General features: G+C 53.7%; 13 protein-coding genes and 2 pseudogenes. 11 read left to right on the top strand and 4 right to left on the bottom strand.

Annotation, left to right across the window (positions count from 1 at the left end):
* Nucleotides 1–26 precede the first annotated feature (26 nt).
* Together GYMC52_RS09925 and GYMC52_RS09920 are read left to right on the top strand one after the other, a co-directional pair.
* Nucleotides 27–1,805 (top strand): adenine deaminase C-terminal domain-containing protein, encoded by a 1,779-nt coding sequence (locus tag GYMC52_RS09925; protein ID WP_013523987.1) that lies wholly within the window; start codon nt 27–29, stop codon nt 1,803–1,805.
* A gap of 143 nt (nt 1,806–1,948) precedes the next feature.
* Nucleotides 1,949–2,926 (top strand): bile acid:sodium symporter family protein, encoded by a 978-nt coding sequence (locus tag GYMC52_RS09920; protein ID WP_013523986.1) that lies wholly within the window; start codon nt 1,949–1,951, stop codon nt 2,924–2,926.
* Nucleotides 2,927–3,086: 160 nt separating this feature from the next.
* Here GYMC52_RS09920 and GYMC52_RS09915 read toward each other — a convergent pair.
* The 3 genes and pseudogenes from GYMC52_RS09915 to GYMC52_RS09905 form a co-directional block, all read right to left on the bottom strand.
* Nucleotides 3,087–3,584, bottom strand: a pseudogene (locus GYMC52_RS09915) (rhamnogalacturonan acetylesterase); the annotation flags it as partial.
* 162 nt (nt 3,585–3,746) lie between these two features.
* Nucleotides 3,747–4,803, bottom strand: a pseudogene (locus GYMC52_RS09910) (RNA-guided endonuclease TnpB family protein).
* Between the two features lie 251 nt (nt 4,804–5,054).
* Complete coding sequence (locus GYMC52_RS09905) at nt 5,055–6,206, bottom strand: DUF2515 domain-containing protein (protein WP_013523985.1); 1,152 nt, start codon at nt 6,204–6,206, stop codon at nt 5,055–5,057.
* A gap of 88 nt (nt 6,207–6,294) precedes the next feature.
* Between GYMC52_RS09905 and shc the strand changes: the two genes are divergently transcribed.
* From shc to GYMC52_RS09880, 5 genes are all read left to right on the top strand, one after another.
* A complete protein-coding gene (shc, locus tag GYMC52_RS09900; RefSeq protein WP_013523984.1) occupies nt 6,295–8,151 on the top strand; it encodes a squalene--hopene cyclase in 1,857 nt (618 codons plus the stop codon).
* A 230-nt stretch (nt 8,152–8,381) separates the two neighbouring features.
* Nucleotides 8,382–9,632, top strand: a complete 1,251-nt coding sequence (locus tag GYMC52_RS09895) for an esterase/lipase family protein (RefSeq protein ID WP_013523983.1) — start codon at nt 8,382–8,384, stop codon at nt 9,630–9,632.
* Nucleotides 9,633–9,760: 128 nt separating this feature from the next.
* Entirely contained in the window at nt 9,761–10,348 is a 588-nt protein-coding gene (locus tag GYMC52_RS09890) for a Uma2 family endonuclease (protein ID WP_013523982.1), read from the top strand.
* A gap of 2 nt (nt 10,349–10,350) precedes the next feature.
* On the top strand, nt 10,351–10,656 hold the full coding sequence (locus GYMC52_RS09885) for a 4a-hydroxytetrahydrobiopterin dehydratase (RefSeq protein WP_013523981.1): 306 nt from the start codon (nt 10,351–10,353) through the stop codon (nt 10,654–10,656).
* Entirely contained in the window at nt 10,656–11,429 is a 774-nt protein-coding gene (locus tag GYMC52_RS09880) for a 3-hydroxybutyrate dehydrogenase (RefSeq protein ID WP_013523980.1), read from the top strand. Before GYMC52_RS09885 ends, GYMC52_RS09880 begins: the two co-directional genes overlap by 1 nt.
* 53 nt (nt 11,430–11,482) lie before the next feature.
* Here GYMC52_RS09880 and GYMC52_RS09875 read toward each other — a convergent pair whose 3' ends face one another.
* The gene (locus GYMC52_RS09875; RefSeq protein ID WP_013523979.1) at nt 11,483–12,010 is read right to left on the bottom strand and encodes a YceI family protein; all 528 of its coding nucleotides are present in this window, start codon (nt 12,008–12,010) and stop codon (nt 11,483–11,485) included.
* A gap of 164 nt (nt 12,011–12,174) precedes the next feature.
* Between GYMC52_RS09875 and GYMC52_RS09870 the strand changes: the two genes are divergently transcribed.
* From GYMC52_RS09870 to GYMC52_RS09855, 4 genes are all read left to right on the top strand, one after another.
* Nucleotides 12,175–13,032 carry a MurR/RpiR family transcriptional regulator gene (locus GYMC52_RS09870; protein WP_013523978.1) on the top strand — a complete coding sequence of 286 codons (858 nt, stop codon included), beginning with the start codon at nt 12,175–12,177 and terminating at the stop codon, nt 13,030–13,032.
* A 139-nt stretch (nt 13,033–13,171) separates the two neighbouring features.
* Complete coding sequence (gene murQ / locus GYMC52_RS09865; protein ID WP_013523977.1) at nt 13,172–14,059, top strand: N-acetylmuramic acid 6-phosphate etherase; 888 nt, start codon at nt 13,172–13,174, stop codon at nt 14,057–14,059.
* Between the two features lie 24 nt (nt 14,060–14,083).
* On the top strand, nt 14,084–15,448 hold the full coding sequence (locus GYMC52_RS09860) for a PTS transporter subunit EIIC (protein WP_013523976.1): 1,365 nt from the start codon (nt 14,084–14,086) through the stop codon (nt 15,446–15,448).
* Between the two features lie 12 nt (nt 15,449–15,460).
* A complete protein-coding gene (locus GYMC52_RS09855; protein ID WP_013523975.1) occupies nt 15,461–16,525 on the top strand; it encodes a MupG family TIM beta-alpha barrel fold protein in 1,065 nt (354 codons plus the stop codon).
* Nucleotides 16,526–16,573 lie beyond the last annotated feature (48 nt).

The following is a 16,573-nucleotide window of genomic DNA, read 5'->3' as shown; positions in this document are numbered from 1 at the left end:
TAAGCTGAGGAAGGGGGAAAGGGCTTATGATTCGAACAGCGAAGCGGACGGAGTTGATTGAAGTGGCGCAAGGGCGCCGTCCGGCCGATATCGTCATTCAGGGTGGAACGGTAGCCAACGTCTATTCGGGCGAATTTTTGCGTCAAAACGTCGCCATTTATCAAGATGCAATTGCCTATGTCGGGGAAAACGAAGTTGCGATCGATGAACATACGATCGTCATCGACGCAGAGGGGATGTATGTTTCACCCGGATTCATCGAGCCTCACGCTCACCCATGGGTGATTTACAATCCCGTCAGCATGACGGCCAAAGTGTTGCCGCTTGGCACGACGACAACGGTGAACGACGACTTGTTTTTTTATTTGCACTTTGGCGTCGATGGCTTTCGGCAGATGATCGAAGATTTGCGGGCGCTGCCGGGCAATTTCTTTTGGCTCGTCCGGCTGGTGTCGCAAGCCGATTTTTCAGGGGAGCGTGATTGGTTCGACCCGCAGGAAATTCGAAAGCTGCTCGAGATGGATGAAGTCGTCGGGACGGCGGAAGTGACAAGATGGCCGCTGTTGTATCAAGGTGATCCTTTTTTAATCGATACGATTGAAGCAGCGAAACGTGCGAGAAAAGTCGTTGATGGCCACACGGCCGGCTGTTCGTATGAGAAACTCAACAGCATTGCCGCAAGCGGCGTCAGCGCCTGCCATGAAGCTATCACGGCTGAAGAGGCGCTCCATCGGCTGCGGCTCGGCCTATGGACGACGCTTCGTCATAGCTCGCTCCGCCCGGATTTCCCGGAAATCATCCGCTTGATCACAGAGAAAAAGGTCAGCACGCACCGAATCACGATGACAACAGACGGTCCGCATCCGGGTTTTATCGAGCGAGAAGGGTTTGTGGACGGGTTGGTTCGGAAGGCCGTGGAGCTCGGTGTGCCGCCGATGACCGCCCTGCAAATGGCGACCATCAACGCAGCGACATATTTGCGGCTTGATGATGACATCGGCGGCATTGCCCCCGGCAAACTCGCCGATATCATTTTGCTCCCTGATTTGGTCACTTTCAAGCCGTCGCTTGTCATTTCCAAAGGAAGCATCGTTGCCCGCGACGGCAAGCTGCTGACGCCGTTGCCTGAAGTCGACTGGAATCGGTACGCATCGAAAAAACCGTTTCGATTTGCAAAAGAATGGCTCGATGATGAGCGCTTATACCGTTATCCGCATCCGGAGCCAGATAAGCCGGTGCCGGTTGCGTATTTTAAAAGCAATGTCATTACGGAGCGAAAGGATGTGGATCTTCCGTCTGTTGGCGGCTATGCGGATCTTTCCTCCCACCCGGGGCTGTTGTATGCCGCACTGATTGCCCGCGACGGCCAATGGGTGTCCAAAGCGATTTTGGAACGGTTTGCCGTGGACATCGATGGCATGGCGTCCACGTACAACACAACGACAGAACTGCTTGTCATCGGCCGGAATCCGAAAGCGATGGCGGCAGCGGCGAAAAAAGTGTATGAGATGGGTGGCGGGATTGTCGTCGTGGATGACGGCAAGACAGTGGTGGAAATTCCGCTGCCGTTTACCGGCATGATGACCACTGACCATTCGTTTGGCACGGCCGTCCGTTTCCATGACGAACTGCTTGCAGTCCTCCAGAAACGTGGATTTCCTTTTCACGATATTTTGTATACGCTCTTGTTTTTAACGTGCGACTTTTTGCCGGGGCTTCGCCTTATTCCATACGGGTTGTATGATGTGAAGCGGGGAGAGATTATCTTGCCGGCTGAACGGGTGCAGGAAAAAGTGGCGAAGTAGCTTGGACGCTGGTCGGTTGGTCCATTGTCCGTCGGTTTTTTGAAAATGTGTCGCCCCCATGTGCGGCCGCGGTGTATAATAGAAAAATGTAGGCATAGGAAATGCGAACGCGCCCTTGAAGGCGAGATGGGGAGATGAAACCGATGTGGCAAACGATCAACCGCCGGCTTGAGAAGACGCTCCCGTTTCTCACGCCGGCGAGTGTGGCGGCAGGCTTATGGCTGTCTGAGGAGTTGCGCGGCTATGCGGCGCTTGTGCCGTGGCTGTTTGCGTTTATGACGTTTAGCGGCAGTTTGCGGCTGCGGTTGGCTGATTTGAAACAGGCATTCATCCATCCCGGCCCGATTGCCGCAGCGTTATGTTTGCTTCACCTCGTCATCCCGCTTTGGGCGTTTGGGCTTGGGCATTTGTTTTTCGGCCACGATCGGTTGACGGTGATCGGATTTGTGTTGGCAACGGCCATTCCGACCGGGGTGACGAGCTTCATCTGGGTGTCGATCGGACGGGGAAACTTGGCGCTCGCCCTTTCTGTCATTTTGATAGATACGTTTTTGTCGCCGGCCGTTGTGCCGCTGACGTTGCTGTTGTTTGCGGGAAGCGCGGTTGAGATCGATGTTTGGCAAATGGTGCTCGGGTTGTTTTTTATGATCATTTTGCCGTCGCTCGGCGGGATGTTGGTCAGCGAGCGGTTGTCCGGCCGCGCGAATGAACGGCTGGCGGGGGGATTGGCGCCATTTTCCAAACTGGCGCTTGTCCTTGTTGTCATGATCAATAGCGCGGTTGTCGCTCCGTATTTTGGCCATGCTGACGCCCGCTTGGTTTTCATGGCGTTTCTCGTCTTCGTGATTGCGGGCTCCGGTTATTTCCTTTCTTGGATGGCGGCCCGCTGGCTGAAATTTGCCCCGCCGGACATCATTGCGCTGACGTTTACCGGCGGGATGCGCAACATCAGCGCCGGCGCGGTGCTCGCGATGACGTATTTTCCGCCGGCCGTCAGCGTGCCGGTCGTACTCGGCATGCTGTTTCAACAAGTGCTCGCGTCTATGTACCATCGCCTGCTGGACAAAACCTATCATTTGTCGTCGGGCAGTCAGGCGCCGTTTGCCGGCAGCGCCCGATAGACAACGGGAGGCGGGCAGCGGCGTCCGGCGAGGGCCAAAAAGACTGTTCATCCGGGATCGGACGGGCATGGGCAGCAGACCAAAGAAAGGCGTTGCCGGCGCCATCGTTTCGCGGGTGGGCGATGGATCTGCTGCGGCGGAGGGACAGGGCTCAGCCGGTTTAGCGGCTTGGCGCATGTTCCCGTTCCGGTGAACGGATGAGGTGGCGGCGAAGAGGAAGGTTGAGTTCGACAATTCCTTCCACGACGAGCCGGGCGATTTCCTTCGCCCCCCGCCGGTGAAAGTGGGTGTTGTCGCTGATGCCGTCCGGGTAATTGGGGTGTTCGCCCGGTGCGAGCCATAAAAACCACCGTTTCGTCCGCTCCGGACCGAGCTGTTCAAACCGCTGTTTGCTTTTCGCCGTCAAATCGATAACCGGCACGTGTTCTTGTTTCGCCAGCGCTTTCATGGCGGCAGGATAAAGCCCGTGGGAATCGAGCGCCTGCCCGTCGGCGGAAAAGCGCCGCCGCTCGACCGGAGTGATGAGGACAGGAGTCGCCCCTTTGGCGCGGGCGCCGTCAATATACTGTTTCAAATACGCCTGATAGGTGGTGAACGGCTCGGTGTGGCGCGCCGGGTCGTTCACCTTTTCATCGTTATGGCCAAACTGGATGAACAATTGACACTCCACACGCCTAAAGGGCGTGGGATTCTTGGGTCGTTTGCGTCCTCATCCATTTCTGGTTCGGACCACGTCCAAGATCAGGGGTGTGTCATCACCCCGTCCCATCGGGTTAAGATGTACCCCGATGGGCGGCGCACCTGTGACCAGTGCGCTAGGTTAGGAGGCGAAGCCCGAAATCGCTTTGGCGATGTTGATGGCTCCGTTCAAGTCGGCGTGGATGGTGTATCCGCACTTTTTGCATCGGAAGCGGATGCCGTTTCGGTTCGCTTTCTCTCGATGCCCACATCGGCATGTTTGGCTCGTGTAGGTCGGCTTCACCCACTCCACCCGAATGCCCGCCATTTCCGCTTTATAGGCAATCATCGTTTGCAGTTGATGAAACGCCCATGAATGAAGGCTTCGACCGGCTTCTTTGGCCGATTTTGCCCGCTTGCGAATCCCCGTCAACGCTTCCATCCGAATCACGCCAACACCGTTGGCGAGCGCAAAATTCACGATTTGACGGCTGATTTTGTGATTTTGATCCTTCATCCAGCGGGACTCTTTGCGGCCGATTTTGCGAATCATATGGAGCTTCTTCGCTTGGCCCAACGTTCGCCGCAAAGCCGCATATCGTCGGCGAATGAAGGCGCATTGGCTCCCTTTGAAAAACAACGATTTCGTTCCCACGCTGGCCACGGCGATATAGCGAAGCCCAAGGTCAACCCCCATCACCTTTGTTTCGTGCCGCGGCTCCACTTCAAATGTGATCGCAATAGCCAAGTACCATTTCTTTCTCTTTTTGTAGAGCTTGGCCGCCCCTTGTTTGACGGTTCCATCGAGCAGCCGATTCAGCCACGCTTCTTGATAGAGGTGCGTGACGACCGGCACGCCAATTCGCTTCTCCAGTGTGGGGAAGGAAACCGTGTAGAACGATCCTTTCTTTTCCACCTTCACGTTTTGATTGTTAAAGCAACACCATAATGTTCGAAACTTCTTTGTTTTCTGGTTTTTCTTTTGGGACTTCACTTCTCGAATCGTTTGATTCACGACGGCGGAAGGAAACCGCTGCGGCGAAAACTCCTTAAAAATTTTGCTCGTTGCTTGATTCAGCTTGGGATGATTCAACAGCCAATTCGCAAACGCGGTTATTCACTTCTGTCATCCGTTCGTACATGTCTTGTTTGACTTTCGTTGGGTTGTGCAGCTCCAGCCTTAGTGTGATCGTGGGCATGGATTCACCTCCTTGTGGCGATTTCAGGATACCATTTTTTTCAGAATCATTCAATATTCAGAAAACGGCTCGCTTTCATCCCACCCCTCAAGGAGTGGGCTTTCTCGCTCGCAGGTCTGTAAAGAAAAATATCGATCGAAAAGACAGAAGGAAAGGGTCGATTCGGGAACGTATACAGCCCTTTTCCCACAAAATCCAAATACGTACCCGCCCAAGACGCGAGCAGCGCTGAAGCCATGTAGGCGCGGCGGCTAGCGCGCGTGAAAGAAGGCGTTTTTGGCGATGATCGCCAGCTCCATTTTTTCGAGCGTTTCACAATAGGCATCGACAATCTCCCCATTCACTGATTGTTCCATTTTCACAAGATAGCGGACAACATGTGGGGTAGTAAACCAGTCGCCGGGTTCAGCCGATTCATGGACGACGTTTTTCCACGCGTGACGAAGCTGCGGGCTGTATAGGCGCGGGGCGCCGGGAACGATTCGGCAATCGCGGATGCGGCGGCGGTACGGCTCCCTTGGGAACGACTCGCACACGTCGTTAAACAAATGCGCCCAATAGTCTTTGCGCGAGCCGGTATGCGGATGGCTTGACGCCCAATGAACGATTTTTTCCAGCGTTTCACTGTCATCGAACAAAATGGCGTACAGCCGTTTGCCGAGCAAAATACGTTCATGGAGCGACTCAAATTGATGGAGTGTTTGGCCAATCAAGGAGGTGCCGCCCCGGCCGTCGTCATACGGGAACAAAATGTGATTTAAATGGAGCAGCTTCTGCAGCTTGAACTCCATCGTCTGAAAGACCGTTTGCCGAAATGCGGGATGTTGAATGACCCGTTGCTCCAAATAACTTTGTTCGTTAATGACTAGGGCAATTGCCAACGTGTACGGGTCGCCGTGGCGCCAAAAATGGTTCCATATCGTTTCCATAAACGTCGAGACGCCAAGCCATGGCAATAAATAAAATAACGGCTCTCCCCGCTTTTTGCTTTCCTCATACAACAAAAACTGCGGATAAATGTCTTGGAAAATGAGCCAATTGCCGCGCTCCAAAAAGGCGAAAAACGACTGCCGCTCGTCTTCCGAGAGCAGCCTCATGAGCAGTTCCCCTTTTAAGTCGGTCATATTCCAGCCGCCGTTGCGCGACACCATATGCCCTAAAAATGCCCAATGAATTTCGCGATGGCGCAAGTAAAAATCGAGATAGGTCGCTGTCCGGGTGACATTGTTTTCGTTTTGTTCCGCCGTCACCGCCTGGATGCGGCGGATGAGCTGCCGCTCTTTGGCGGTTAAGTCGCATTCCGATATGGGCGCGTTGTTTTGTTTTTGCTTTCTCTTCAATTCCCGATATACGTCCAAAAGAGACAACGGAAGGGATGACGTCTTCGGTTTTAGGCAGCGCATGAGAATCCCCCTTTTTTGGCGCATCGCTAGCTTGCCAGTTGAATAAATTTAATGGAAGGAAAAGGGATTTTAAAAAGGAAGGCGATGAATGGTGGCTGATGAACGAAGTGCGCTCATCGATGCGCTCAAACGGTCGCAAAGCGTCGACGGATCGTGGCGGTTTCCGTTTGAAACCGGCATTTCCACCGATGCCTATATGATCATTTTACTGCGGACGCTCGGAATACATGATGAACCGTTGATCCAGGCGCTCGTCGAGCGGATCGAAAGCCGGCAGGACGCGAACGGGGCGTGGAAGCTGTTTGCCGATGAAGGCGATGGCAATGTGACAGCGACAGTTGAGGCGTATTATGCCTTGCTTTACTCTGGATATCGAAAAAAAACCGATTCGCATATGCAAAAGGCGAAAGCGCGCATTTTGGAAGTGGGCGGTTTAGAACGCGTCCACTTGTTTACGAAAGTGATGCTCGCATTGACCGGACAGCACTCGTGGCCAAGACGGTTTCCGCTGCCGCTTGTCTTTTTCCTTCTCCCCCCGTCGTTTCCGCTCAATATGTATGACCTATCTGTATACGGAAGGGCGAACATGGTCCCGCTTCTTGTCGTCGCGGAGCGCCGCTACAGCCGGAAAACGGACAACAGTCCGGATCTTTCCGATTTGGCCGCTTCCCGCAATGATTGGCGGCTGCCGGACACCGAGGCGCTATGGTCGTACGTGAAGCGGTCGCTCACCGGACTTCCCGCTTGGCTGCATCGTGCCGCCGAACAGCGCGCCGTCCGCTATATGTTGGAGCATATCGAGCCGGACGGAACGCTGTACAGCTATTTCAGCTCGACGTTTTTGTTGATTTTTGCGCTGCTGGCGCTTGGTTATCCAAAAGACGACCCGCATATCGCCCGGGCTGTTCGCGGTTTGCGCTCACTGCGAACCGAAATCGATGGGCATACGCATATGCAATATACAACCGCTTCCGTCTGGAATACGGCGTTGGCGAGCTATGCGCTGCAGGAAGCGGGCGTGCCGCCGACCGACCGGACGATTGAGAAAGCGAACCGCTATTTGTTGTCGCGCCAGCACATTCGCTACGGCGACTGGGCGGTGCACAACCCGTACGGCGTACCGGGCGGCTGGGGATTTTCCGATGTGAATACGATGAATCCGGACGTCGACGATACAACGGCCGCGCTGCGCGCCATCCGCCGGGCGGCAGCGAAAGAGACGGCGTTTCGCCATGCATGGGACCGGGCGAATCGATGGCTGTTTTCGATGCAAAACGATGACGGCGGGTTTGCGGCGTTTGAAAAGAACGTAGGCAAACGGTTTTGGCGGTATTTGCCGATCGAAGGGGCGGAGTTTTTATTGATGGATCCGTCAACAGCCGATTTGACCGGACGGACGCTCGAATATTTCGGAACGTTCGCTGGATTAACGAAAGACCACTCCGCCATCGCCCGCGCCATCGACTGGCTGCTTGACCATCAGGAAGCCGACGGTTCGTGGTATGGGCGCTGGGGGATTTGCTATGTGTACGGCACATGGGCGGCGGTGACCGGGCTCTCAGCCGTCGGCGTTCCAATCGATCACCCGGCGATGCAAAAAGCGGTCCGTTGGTTGTTGAGCATCCAAAACGATGACGGCGGCTGGGGTGAATCGTGCAAAAGCGACGGAGCCAAGACGTATGTGCCGCTTGGCGCCAGCACGCCCGTCCATACCGCTTGGGCGCTCGATGCACTGATCGCTGCCGCCGAGCGGCCGACCCCGGAAATGAAAGCCGGCGTTCGCGCCCTAGTCCGTATGCTTCATCACCCGGATTGGACCGCCTCGTACCCGGTCGGACAAGGGATGGCCGGCGCCTTTTACATCCATTACCATGGCTACCGCTACATTTTTCCGCTGTTGGCGCTCGCCCATTACGAGCAAAAGTTCGGACCGTTTGTGGATTAGCCAACCGTCCGTACGAGGCGGTGATGGAACGCTGCCATGACATAGTGCATCACCCTCTCGCTGTCGGCGAGAAACGAAATATGACGGCACAAAAGTGCATTTTTCTCTTTCCCTCATCAGAAAACCCGACAATTGCCGGGATTGAATAGCCTGATTATTTAGTATAGAATATTCAGGTAATTCGGAATAAAGGGGTTCAGTCGATTCGAGGGGAGGAGAAGGAGAGCGTGATGAAATGCTGTCGGGTTATGTTTGTGTTGCTCGAATTATGGCTTGTATTCGGCCTATCGGTCCCGGGAGGGCGGGCTGAAGCGGCAGCTTCACGCGCCAACGATGCGCCGATTGTACTTCTCCATGGCTTTACTGGCTGGGGAAGAGAAGAAATGTTTGGGTTCAAGTACTGGGGCGGCGTGCGCGGCGATATCGAACAATGGCTGAACGACAACGGTTATCGAACTTATACGCTGGCGGTCGGACCGCTCTCGAGCAACTGGGACCGGGCGTGTGAAGCGTATGCTCAGCTTGTCGGCGGGACGGTCGATTATGGGGCAGCCCATGCGGCAAAGCACGGCCATGCGCGGTTTGGCCGCACTTATCCCGGCCTGTTGCCGGAATTGAAAAGGGGTGGCCGCATCCATATCATCGCCCACAGCCAAGGGGGGCAGACGGCCCGCATGCTTGTCTCGCTCCTAGAGAACGGAAGCCAAGAAGAGCGGGAGTACGCCAAGGCGCACAACGTGTCGTTGTCACCGTTGTTTGAAGGTGGACATCATTTTGTGTTGAGTGTGACGACCATCGCCACTCCTCATGACGGGACGACGCTTGTCAACATGGTTGATTTCACCGATCGCTTTTTTGACTTGCAAAAAGCGGTGTTGGAAGCGGCGGCTGTCGCCAGCAACGCGCCGTACACGAGTCAAGTATACGATTTTAAGCTCGACCAATGGGGACTGCGCCGCCAGCCGGGTGAATCGTTCGACCATTATTTTGAACGGCTCAAGCGCTCCCCTGTTTGGACGTCCACAGATACCGCCCGCTACGATTTATCCGTTTCCGGAGCTGAGAAGTTGAATCAATGGGTGCAAGCAAGCCCGAATACGTATTATTTGAGCTTTGCCACAGAACGGACGTATCGCGGAGCGCTCACAGGCAACTATTATCCCGAACTCGGAATGAATGCATTCAGCGCGGTCGTATGCGCTCCGTTTCTCGGTTCGTACCGCAATCCGACGCTCGGCATTGACGACCGCTGGCTTGAAAACGATGGCATTGTCAATACGGTTTCCATGAACGGTCCAAAGCGTGGATCAAGCGATCGGATCGTACCGTATGACGGGGTGTTGAAAAAAGGGGTTTGGAATGACATGGGAACGTACAATGTCGACCATTTGGAAATCATCGGCGTTGACCCGAATCCGTCATTTGATATTCGCGCCTTTTATTTGCGACTTGCCGAGCAATTGGCGAGCTTGCGGCCTTAAAACGAGTATTTTGCGAAAAAGCCATCTCGATCGGATGGCTCTTTTTTTTTTGAGGAGCAAGCTCTTGAGTTGTATGACGGCCGCGGATGTCCGATGGTATAATAGGGGCAAAGCAAGCGGATGGGGGAATGGACGTGAAGCCGACCGAGCGGCAAAAGGAACGGTATACGTATCAAGATTATGTCAAGTGGGACGGACGGTGGGAGCTGATCAACGGCGTGCCCTACAACATGGCACCGGCCCCTTCATTTGTCCACCAGTCTATCGTCGGTGAATTGTATGTCGCTTTGCGGGCATTTTTTCGTGAAAAAGGATGCACGGTTGTCATGGCGCCATTTGATGTACGCCTTGATGAGCAGGCGGACTATGAACAGGCGAAGCATGTCGTGCAACCAGATATCTCCGTCATTTGCAATCAAAGCCAAATTGGCAGCCGAGGCTGCGATGGTCCGCCTGACTTGGTAGTGGAAGTGCTTTCGCCAAGTACAGCGTTGAAAGATCGAAACGAAAAGTATATGTTGTACGAACAGTTTGGCGTCAAGGAATATTGGATCGTGGATCCGCTGCATCGAACGGTGGAAGTGTACGGCCGCGGCGAAAAAGGGTATGAGAAGCGGAGCGTCTTTGGCGAAGGCGATGTGCTCGTCTCGTTTTTGTTCGCTGATTTGACGGTTTCGCTGGCTGGCATATTTCAAAATATAGAGGGTGAGGGATAACGGTGCGGTTAACGGAAGAGGAAGTGCAAGCACTGCTTGAAAAAGCGGACGGCTGGAAGCTGGCCGATGAGCGGTGGATTGTGAAAAAATACCGTTTTCAAGACTACTTGCAAGGAATCGAGTTCGTTCGGCGAATCGCCGCGATTTCGGAAAACACAAACCACCACCCGTTCATTTCGATCGACTACAAGCTCATTACAGTGAAACTGTCCTCATGGCGGGCGAAAGGGCTGACGAAGCTCGATTTTGACTTGGCGAAGCAGTATGATGAGGTGTATAACCAGATGAAGCAGGGGGAACACGAATAATGGAACATCGCACAGCACTCATCACCGGCGCAGCGCGGGGAATCGGCTATGAAGTGGCGAAAACGCTGGCGGAACATGGCGCAAACGTGGTGCTCATTGATTTGCGCCAGGAAGAGGTCGAGCAGGCTGCTCGATCGCTTCGGGAGTTGGGCTATGAAGCGGTCGGAGTGAAATGTGATGTGACGGTTGAACAAGAGGTGAAGCAAGCGATCAACGAAGCGGTCAGCCGTTGGGGGCGCCTTGATATTGTCGTGAACAACGCCGGTTTGCAATATGTCGCCAACATTGAAGAGTTTCCAACCGAGAAGTTTGAGCAGCTCATCCGCGTCATGCTCATCGGCCCGTTTTTAGCCATCAAGCATGCATTTCCCATTATGAAAAGGCAACGATATGGCCGCATCATCAACATGGCGTCGATCAATGGATTGATCGGATTTGCCGGCAAAGCGGCGTACAACAGCGCGAAGCACGGGGTGATCGGCTTAACGAAGGTGGCGGCGTTAGAAGGGGCGCCATACGGCATTACGGTGAACGCCCTTTGCCCGGGTTATGTCGATACCGAGCTCGTGCGCGGCCAGCTCGCGGATTTGGCGGCGACAAGAAACGTGCCGCTTGAGAAAGTGCTGGAGGAAGTGATTTACCCGTTCGTGCCGCAGCGGCGGCTGCTATCGGTTGAAGAGGTGGCTCATTACGTTCTCTTTTTGGCGGGGGAACAAGCCAAAGGCGTCACCGGCCAGGCGGTCGTGATCGATGGCGGGTATACGGCGCAATGAAGCGCAATAAGCCCTTAGCCTCGCAAATGGCTAAGGGCTTGTTGCTTGGTCGTTCAGCTAAGAGAGAATTCAAAACTCGCGAGGATTTTGACTTCTTTCCCGACGAGGAATCCGCCAGTTTCGAGCGCGACGTTCCATACCAACCCGTAGTCTTCGCGGTTGATCGTTCCTTCGACATCAAAACCGACCGAGGCGCCGCCGGTGAGAGGGTTTTTCACTTGGCCGTTGTACTCGACTTTGAACGTTTCCGTTCTCGTCACGCCGCGGATCGTCAGCTTCCCGGTCACTTCATATTCCGTGTCGGAAAGCTTGCGCACGGATTCACTGACAAACGTAATGGTTGGATAGTTCTCGACATCGAAAAAGTCGGCCGAGCGGAGATGATTGTCGCGGTCGGCGTTTTTCGTATCGATCGAGGCGGCGTCGATCGTCGCTTTCACGTTCAGCGACTCGAGTTCGTTGATGTCGCCTTGCACCTCAACGTCAAAGTTGGTGAATTCCCCTTTCGCTTTGGAGATCATCATATGTCTCACTTGGAAGGCGATAGAGCTGTGCGCTTTGTCGAGTTGGAATGTTGTCATCGGTGTTCCTCCTCTTATTCACGTAGTGATCACATCACTATCATAGCAGATATATATCTCGAATTCAAACATTTTTTGTTCAAGTTTTTTCGCAACATGGAGCGCAAAGGTGATCCGTGATAAGATGAATATAGCAATGGCGGATGGAAAGGAAGGGATGGAAGGTGAGTGAAGTAGGGATTTTAACGAAAATCGAACAGCAACTCGAGCAGTTCTCACCGGCAGAACAAAAAGTGGCCGCCTATATTCTTCGCCATGCCGAGCTTGTTCCAACGATGACGACGAAAGAACTGGCTCAGGCGGCTGACACAAGCGAAGCGAGCGTCGTTCGTTTTTGCAAGGCAGTCGGCATCGGCAGTTTTCCCGGATTGAAACTGGCGCTTGTCCGCGAGTTAACAATGGCCGATATGAGCATTAACGATTTTTCAATTCTTGACAAACCGGTTTCCCCGTATGAATTGTTTACGAAAGTGACGTATGTCAATAAGGCCGCGATTGAAGCGGCGACCACGACGCTTGATAAGCGGGAGCTGGAGAAGGCGGCTGCGGCGATTGCCAACGCCGACAAGCTGTTGTTTTATGGAGTCGGCGGCTCCGCGGCCGCAGCGATGGATGCCAGTTATAAGTTTACGAAACTTGGCTATATGGCGGTGATGTCGCTCGATTTCCATATAATGCTTCCATTGACTGCCCATTTGAACGAAGGAGATGTGTTTGTAGCGGTATCGACGTCGGGAAGGACAAAGGACGTATTGGAGATCGCCCGATTCGCGAAAAAGCAGAAGGCCACTGTCATCGCCATCACGAAGCTGGATCCAACGTCCCCGCTGTATAAAGAAGCGGATATTAAATTGGCGCTGCCGGATGTTGAGCAAGACCACCGCATTGGTAGCATGGCATCAAGAATGGTGCAGCTCAATGTGATCGATGCGCTGTATTTAATTACGTTCCATCGTGTGGGAAGCCGGGTGATCGAACGGTTTCACGAGACAAGAGAAGAAGTAGTGCGGTTGCGAAGATAAAGCGGGCTTGAGACGAGCCCGCTTTGCTTTTTTGTGGGAATGTTTCAAAATAAAAAAAGAATAGATTGATATTTTATTTCATAAATTTATAATATAAATATGAAATATAATTTCTAATTTCGATAAAGAGGTGACAAGATTGTTCGAACGTCTAACTACGGAACAAGGCAATGAAAAAACGAGACATTTGGATGAAATGACGACGAAAGAAATTTTACAAGCGATGAATGAAGAAGATCAGACAGTGGCGGCAGCGGTGGCCAGACAACTGGATTCCATTGAGAAGCTTGTACATATTGTCATTGCCGCGTTTCAGAGAGGAGGAAAACTTATTTATGTTGGAGCGGGAACAAGCGGCCGGCTTGGTTTGCTTGATGCCGTTGAATGTCCGCCGACGTTCGGTGTTGATCCAAAGATGGTGCAAGCGGTGATCGCCGGGGGGCGGGAAGCGGTGGCCAATGCAGTTGAAGGAGCAGAAGACGATGAAGAAGCGGCCGTCCGCGATCTCGAGGCAGTGGGCTTGACGGCAAACGATGTAGTCGTCGGCATTGCGGCAAGCGGACGGACACCGTATGTGGTGAGTGCGCTTCGCTACGCTAAGAAAAGAGGAGCAGCAACAGGAAGCATCGCCTGCAATCATGGAGCGGAAATTAGCCAATACGCCGATGCGGCCGTGGAGATTGAAACCGGCCCGGAAGTGCTGGCGGGTTCGACTCGCCTCAAGGCTGGAACAGCGCAAAAAATGGTGCTCAACATGATTTCGACCGCTTCGATGGTTGGCATTGGCAAAGTATACGGCAACTGGATGGTCGATGTGCAGGCGACAAACGAAAAGCTAAAAGAACGAGCGAAGCGGATTTTGATGGAAGCGACGGGAGTGAACGCCGAAGAAGCGTCCCGCTATTACGAACAGGCAAACGGGGAGGTGAAAACAGCGATCGTCATGATTTTGCGTCAATGTAGCTATGAAGAGGCAAAAGCGCGGTTGCAAAAAACCGGCGGTTTTGTGCGCAAAGCGCTTGATTAACCAATAAGAGGGGGAGAGGAGAGAATGGATCGGGAACAACAATTGGCGGCAATGATACTTTCGCATTTAGGGGGGAAAGAGAATATCGCCCACATTGCCCACTGCATGACGCGGGTGCGCGTATCGCTGCGCGATCTGGATCAGGCGGATATTGCCGCTCTGAAACGGGTCGAGGGGGTCATAGGGGTCATTGAAGACGAAACGTTGCAAATCGTCGTCGGCCCTGGCGTTGTCAACAAAGTGGCGGCCGCGTTATGCGGGCTGACCGGTTTGAAGCTTGGGGAAGTGATCGAGGATGGGCTTGAGGACATCGTGGAGCGGACGAAAGCGAAGGTCAAAGCTCGCCAACAAACGCCGCTAAAGCGGTTGCTGCGCAAAATCGGCAGCATCTTCATCCCGCTCATCCCTGGTTTGGTCGCTTCAGGGATCATTAACGGGATTGCCAACTTTGCCAAAAACGCCGGCGTTGATCCACAGACGACGTGGCTGCAGCTATTGCTTTTGATTGGCGGCGGCATTTTCGCTTCCCTTGGTGTGCTGGTCGGATACAATACTGCCAAAGAGTTCGGCGGTACTCCCGTATTAGGAGCGATTGCCGGCATTCTCGTCTTCAATCCAGCGCTGGCGGATGTTAAGCTATTTGGGGAAGCGCTTACGCCGGGGAGGGGAGGGCTGTTTGCCGTCTTGCTGGCAGCATGGTTGATGGCGGTCATCGAGAAACGGGTTCGCCAATTTGTCCCAAACACGGTCGATATCATTGTGACACCGTTGATTACGGTGCTTATCGTCTGCCTATTTACCTTGATCGCCGTACAGCCGATTGCGGGGTGGCTGTCGATGGCGATTACAACTAGCTTGAAAGCGGTGCTCGATGTGGGTGGGGTGATTGCCGGCGCGGTGTTAGCCGGAACATTTTTGCCGCTTGTCATGGTTGGACTGCATCACGGTCTGACACCAATTCATATGGAACTGATTCAAAAACTTGGTTCCACCCCGCTGTTGCCTATTTTGGCGATGGCTGGAGCGGGGCAAGTCGGGGCGGCGATCGCTGTCTATGTGAAGACGAAAAATCAGAGACTCCGCAACATCATTAAAGGAGCGCTGCCAGTCGGGTTTTTAGGGATCGGTGAGCCGCTTCTTTATGGGGTGACGCTGCCGCTAGGGCGGCCGTTTGTCACCGCATGCCTCGGTGCGGCGGTCGGCGGCGCGTTTCAGGCGGTAATGAAGACTGCGGCGCTCGGCATCGGCGTGTCTGGGCTGTCATTGATTCCGCTCATTGCTGATGCGAAATATGTGACGTATTTCGTCGGATTGGTCATTTCCTACACGTTTGGGTTCCTGTTTACCTATTGGTTCGGGTTTAAAGAGGAAATGGCAGAAAATATATAGAGAGGGATGGCGATGCTTTCCTTTTCCTTTTATCTTTTTCAACCGTTTGAACAAATCGAGGAAGCGTTTCGGAAAGCGGCGAGTTTTGGAGCGAGGGAACTGTTTACTTCGCTGCACCTTTTGAAAGGAAAAGAACTAGGCGAGCAAGAGAAGCTGAAATGGATCGGCCGGCTCGCCCGCCACTACGGGGTGGGGGTGGTAGCAGACGCCACCCCCGCCGTGCTTTCGTACTTGCCAACCGGCGTTGGCGTTGCCAGGGCGCTCAACGAGTGGGGGATGGTCGGGCTGCGGCTTGACGACGGCTTCTCGTGGGACGAAACGGTGCAGCTTTTGAAGCAGATGAAAGTCGTATTGAACGCCAGTACGATCACAGAAAGCGAAATTCAAGAGTTGACATCGCGACAAATCGACTGGGCGGGTGTGGAAGCATGGCATAACTTTTACCCGCGCCCGGAAACTGGTCTTTCGGGCGACACGCTCATGAAACAAAACCGAATGTTGCGCCAATGCGGCATAGCATCAATCGGCACCTTTGTCCCTGGCAATGCCCAAAAGCGCGGTCCGCTTTACAAAGGGCTGCCAACGTTAGAGGATCATCGGGAAGCTGATCCGGTCTACGCCTATATCGAGTCGATCAAAACGTATAAGGTGGAAAAAGTGTTTGTTGGAGACTTATCGGTGTCGGACGATGTGCTTAGGCGAATGGAGTGGGTGCGGCAAGAAATCATTCCCATTCGCTACCGGCCAATCGTATCAGCCCGCTGGCTGTCTCTTATCGAAACAGTGCACACGAATCGGCGTGACGCTGCCCGTGATGTGATTCGCTCAGTTGAATCTCGCTGCACCCTTGCATGGCCGCAGGAAGCATTGCATTCCATCGATCCGGCGCCGCGGCCGACCGGAAGCGTGACGATTGACAACGAACGCTACGGTCGTTATGCTGGAGAACTGCAAATCACCTTAACGGATCTTCCCGCTGATGACAAAGTCAATGTCATCGGCAGGGTGATTAAGGAAGATGTGCCCCTGCTTCAGCACGTCCACGGAGGCCGGCCATTTTGTCTCATTCGTTGCTAACAAGGAGAGAAACGGCTGGCCGTTTGTATGGCGAAGGAAAATGATGGT

Source organism: Geobacillus sp. Y412MC52, from assembly GCF_000174795.2.
Classification (GTDB): Bacteria; Bacillota; Bacilli; order Bacillales; family Anoxybacillaceae; genus Geobacillus; species Geobacillus thermoleovorans.
Note: the sequence above shows the minus strand (reverse complement) of the source record. Positions and strands in the feature narration are given on the sequence as shown.

Coding starts and splice junctions, on each gene's coding strand:
- GYMC52_RS09925 (WP_013523987.1), top strand. CDS start 27: ATGATTCGAACAGCGAAGCGGACGGAGTTGATTGAAGTGGCGCAAGGG.
- GYMC52_RS09920 (WP_013523986.1), top strand. CDS start 1,949: ATGTGGCAAACGATCAACCGCCGGCTTGAGAAGACGCTCCCGTTTCTC.
- GYMC52_RS09905 (WP_013523985.1), bottom strand. CDS start 6,206: ATGCGCTGCCTAAAACCGAAGACGTCATCCCTTCCGTTGTCTCTTTTG.
- shc (WP_013523984.1), top strand. CDS start 6,295: ATGGTGGCTGATGAACGAAGTGCGCTCATCGATGCGCTCAAACGGTCG.
- GYMC52_RS09895 (WP_013523983.1), top strand. CDS start 8,382: ATGAAATGCTGTCGGGTTATGTTTGTGTTGCTCGAATTATGGCTTGTA.
- GYMC52_RS09890 (WP_013523982.1), top strand. CDS start 9,761: ATGGACGTGAAGCCGACCGAGCGGCAAAAGGAACGGTATACGTATCAA.
- GYMC52_RS09880 (WP_013523980.1), top strand. CDS start 10,656: ATGGAACATCGCACAGCACTCATCACCGGCGCAGCGCGGGGAATCGGC.
- GYMC52_RS09875 (WP_013523979.1), bottom strand. CDS start 12,010: ATGACAACATTCCAACTCGACAAAGCGCACAGCTCTATCGCCTTCCAA.
- GYMC52_RS09860 (WP_013523976.1), top strand. CDS start 14,084: ATGGATCGGGAACAACAATTGGCGGCAATGATACTTTCGCATTTAGGG.
- GYMC52_RS09855 (WP_013523975.1), top strand. CDS start 15,461: ATGCTTTCCTTTTCCTTTTATCTTTTTCAACCGTTTGAACAAATCGAG.